This window comes from Psychrobacter sp. (assembly GCF_030457785.1).
Classification (GTDB): domain Bacteria; phylum Pseudomonadota; class Gammaproteobacteria; order Pseudomonadales; family Moraxellaceae; genus Psychrobacter.
Genome location: NZ_JAKDUI010000225.1, coordinates 1 through 4,294, shown reverse-complemented (window position 1 = coordinate 4,294; position 4,294 = coordinate 1). Strand labels below are relative to the sequence as shown.

Here is a 4,294-nt window from a genome sequence, read left to right as displayed (position 1 = left end):
TCTAGTCATAACACTATGATTATCAATTATTCTATATATGTCAACACACCCTAGAGTGACAGCCGTTATAAGTTAGGGCATGATCGCCAATAAACTGGCGTTTGCAGTCCTTACATTGATAGTTCTGCTTGCCATAGCTTTTTTTGCCGTTTTTCTTTAAACTGGGACTGTGACAGTCGGGGCAATCGATCTGTATTTGTGTCTTCATAACCTCAAATATATCATCTTGCTTCGGCTGTCACCCTTCTTTTATTACTCCAGCATACTTTCTGACACACCACCGACAAATGAAGTGTGACATGCAAAAACCCTATCATCGCTATTCAGTATTACAGGACATCGCCAATATGCATGATAAAACTCCATCTCCGCACTTACCTTTCTATAGTCTAAAACACCATAATAAAAATCGTAAGGTTAGACGTGGCCTTTTGTGATGAACAGCAGTTTTTTTGGGTTAAGTGGTGAACGATATGCAATTGCAATTATATTTAATTTATTCTATATCAAATATACTGATATTAAAACAATATTGTTGATGCATTTAAACTGACGTCTCTTTTAATAAGTTTTTAAAAAATAAACTTGACTATTATCAAATAGAAAACACAACGCAGATTATATCGAGACATTGACGCTCATTATAAGACTTGTCACAGCTTTTACTAAAAACAGAGGTACAGAACAACCATACTGACTATTTTTACTGTGAAATTGTCTAAAAAATTACCGCTGTCAATGACACTGATTAAATACTCAACATGCCACAATTAGTTCTAAAACATTTTGACTAAGTACGATAAGATAGTTTTTATGACCTCCTCCACAACGACACCCTCTCGCAAGATTATTCATATTGATATGGATGCGTTTTATGCCAGTGTAGAGCAGCGCGACTTCCCTGAACTTCGCGGTAAACCCTTAGTAGTGGGTGGCGATCCGAATGGTCGGGGTGTGGTGGCAGCAGCCAGTTATGAAGTGCGCAAGTTTGGCGTACGCTCAGCAATGTCTTGTTATGAGGCACGCAGGCGTTGTCCAGACGTGATATTTGTACGACCACGTTTTCAGGTTTACCGAGAGGTCAGCAGCGATATTCGGAGCATCATGCAGCGCTTGACACCTCATATTGAGCCTTTATCCCTGGATGAGGCTTATTTAGATGTCACTGGACTACAAGCTCATAGAGGCTCAGCGACACTGATGGCCAACTGGCTGCGAGCGCAAATTTTAGAAAATACAGGGCTCACCGCTTCTGCCGGCGTTTCGTTTAATAAAATGCTGGCGAAAATTGCCTCTGATATCAATAAACCCAACGGTATCGCCATCATCACACCTGCTGACGCGGAGGATTTTATCAGCACCCTGCCTATAGAGCGGTTTCACGGCATTGGTAAAGCCACTGCCAAACGCTTACATGCCATGGGCGTGAGCAGTGGCGCTGACCTGAGGCGTCTGCCAGCAACGACACTGTTGCAAGAATTCGGAAAACGTGGACAGTTTTATCACGATATCGCTCATGGTCGTGATGAACGCGTGGTCAAATCCAAACGCACGCACAAATCCATTGGCTCAGAGACCACGTTTAGAGACAACCTAGACGACAATGATGAGTTAAGAAATCAAATCTATGAACAAAACGATGATGCTTTTAATCAAATGCAAAAAAAACAGCTCATCGCCCATACTATTACTCTGAAAGTAAAGTATGCTGACTTCACCCAAATCACACGTTCGCACACACTGTCATCGGCATTTAGTAGAGCTGAATCTGCTCATTATTGGTTGGATAAGCTGTTTTTAGACATTCCTCGCCACCTGCCCATTCGTCTGGTCGGTGTCACCTTTTCTTCATTAGCTCCAGCTACACAGCAGTTGCCACAGCTCAAATTATTTGAATAAAACATTTGCACGAAGCGAAAATGGTTGTTTCTAGGATAGCTTTTTACTCCTATCCTCTAATTTTGCTTAGGCTATTTTAAAACACCTTTATTAACTTCATTTATAGCAATGCCCTACTCAACGCTAGGTTTATGATGCGCTTATCCTATCGTTTCTGCTACAATTACCCCAAAATAATTCTCCATCGAAAGTCTCATTATGACCCACTCTCAAGCTGTAAATTCTGATAGTAGCACCACGATTGATATCAATGAAAATAATGACGCCTTAGACTATTTGAGCGTCAGCGACTACGATTATGAATTGCCAGACAACCTCATAGCGCGCTACCCATTAGCCCAGCGCTCTGCATCAAAGCTGCTATATTTATCTGCTGGTTATCAAGATAATCAAACCAACATAGAAGATCGTTTATTTTCTGAATTGCCCGACCTATTAAATGCTGGAGACTTAATCGTCTTTAATGACACCAAAGTGATGAAAGCGCGTCTCTTTGGGCAAAAAGACACAGGCGGTAAGGTTGAAGTTCTCATCGAGCGTTTGGTCGATATTTCAGATCTAGAGGTTGCAACTCTGAGTTTAGCAGACAGCGAGGATAAACCTGTCCTTCAGGACTATCTTGCGTTATGCCATGTAAAAGCCAGTAAGGCACCTAAACTCGGGCAGCGAGTTCATCTCGCCGATGGTCACATGTCTGCCGTGGTGATTGGACGTCAAGACAATCTATTTGTCCTCGCCTTTGATGCGCCGATCTTGCCACATCTAGAGCTATACGGTGAGCTACCTATCCCACCCTATTTCGAGCGTCATGCTGATGATACTGACAATACTCGCTACCAGACGGTCTTCCATGACCCTGCCAAGCTTGCAAGTGTGGCAGCGCCTACCGCCAGTTTACACTTTGATGAATCAGTACTGGCTAAGCTGGCAGCGAAAGGCGTTCAGACTGCATTTGTTACCTTACACGTTGGTGCTGGTACCTTTGCACCCGTTAAAACTGATAATTTGCTCAATCACACCATGCATAGTGAGTATGCTCACCTACCACAAGAAACCGCCGACCTGATCAACCAAACCCACGCAAACGGCAACCAAGTGATCGCTATTGGCACGACCGTCACTCGCGTCTTGGAAACCGCCCATCAAAAAACAGCAAGTGCTGGAAAGCCACTTGCTAGCTGGTCTGGAGATACCGATATATTTATCTATCCGGGATTTAAATTTGGTGTCATCGATAAGTTATTGACTAACTTCCATCTACCCAAGTCAACACTATTGATGTTGGTCTCAGCATTTTCTGGTAAAGAATCTATCGAAACAGCTTACCGACATGCGATCGATACAGAGTATCGATTTTTCAGCTACGGCGACGCCATGCTGCTAGATAAAAAATCGGTGGTGTGTCAAAAAGTATGCTGATTAAAACTTGAACAATTTTTGAAGCCTTGAAAGCCCTATAGAATCAGAGAACTTAGCATAGATTTCTTATTGACTTCTATCGCCAGCATACTTTTTAGAACACCACCAAAAAATCAAATTAGAATTCAGATCTAACTCGTTTCTATCTGCTGACATCGTTCCTAGCCTTTAATTTCAAAAATAGTGCCTCAGTAATGATACAACGGCACTGATTTATGAAGGTTTAGCAACGCTCAAATAAATATTTATTAATTTGAATACAGTATTAGTGAAATAAACTGGTAAAACAAACCATATTTTGTTATAAAAGCAATGATACTTATATATTCCAAGGTATGAATATGTCTTGCCGTTTATCTCATCGTCTAACCAATGTACACTGCGCGGTGTCTATAGCATTAATTTGTTCGGGTTCTGCCACCTTAATATCTAATGTTCAAGCAGCAACCATTGGCAAAACAGTTATTACCTCTGCCCAACACCAACCGTTGACTGTTAGGCTAAACGTGACTGACATCGGTGGCTCTGACTTTTCCGTCAGCTTAGCAAATGCGGATATCTATCAGAAAATGGGGCTAACGCCAAACCCATTAATGACTGTAAACTTTCAGCCCACCTCAGCGAATAGTGGTGACATTTATATATCAACCGCAGAACCTGTCTCAAAGCCCTTTGCAGATGTGGTCTTGAGTATTAGGGATAAAGGTCAGCGAACTATCATCCCTAAAACACTGCTGATGCCTCTTGACGATAGCTTGCCTGTTAATGTTAATACGACCAAGAACACCAAAAGATCGGCTGACTCAAACCGTAATAGCCAACCATTATCTGTCAGAAATGGTACACCGCCACCGCTATTATCAACGCCAAATCTATCAGGCCAGCACTCATCGGTGAATGAGGCATTAATCGCCAAAAGTACAGCTAATAATGCTCCAGCCCATGCCGCGCCAGTCAAGTCGCCTGCATCTGCAGC

3 protein-coding genes and 1 pseudogene are annotated in these 4,294 nt (G+C 42.3%); 3 read left to right on the top strand and 1 reads right to left on the bottom strand.

Features of this window, described 5'->3' with window-relative positions; all coding sequences use genetic code 11:
* Positions 1-49: 49 nt before the first annotated feature.
* Positions 50-208, bottom strand: a pseudogene (locus tag L0J61_RS09690) (IS1 family transposase); the annotation flags it as partial.
* 605 nt (positions 209-813) lie between these two features.
* On the opposite strand from L0J61_RS09690, the gene dinB reads away from it, so the two are divergent.
* The 3 genes from dinB to L0J61_RS09675 form a co-directional block, all read left to right on the top strand.
* Positions 814-1,899 (top strand): DNA polymerase IV, encoded by a 1,086-nt coding sequence (gene dinB, locus L0J61_RS09685; RefSeq protein ID WP_301466244.1) that lies wholly within the window; start codon positions 814-816, stop codon positions 1,897-1,899.
* 198 nt (positions 1,900-2,097) lie between these two features.
* Complete coding sequence (gene queA, locus L0J61_RS09680; protein WP_301466243.1) at positions 2,098-3,318, top strand: tRNA preQ1(34) S-adenosylmethionine ribosyltransferase-isomerase QueA; 1,221 nt, start codon at positions 2,098-2,100, stop codon at positions 3,316-3,318.
* Between the two features lie 341 nt (positions 3,319-3,659).
* Positions 3,660-4,294: FimV family protein (locus L0J61_RS09675; protein WP_367651952.1), on the top strand; the 635-nt coding region annotated here is incomplete at its 3' end.

Coding starts and splice junctions, on each gene's coding strand:
- dinB (WP_301466244.1), top strand. CDS start 814: ATGACCTCCTCCACAACGACACCCTCTCGCAAGATTATTCATATTGAT.
- queA (WP_301466243.1), top strand. CDS start 2,098: ATGACCCACTCTCAAGCTGTAAATTCTGATAGTAGCACCACGATTGAT.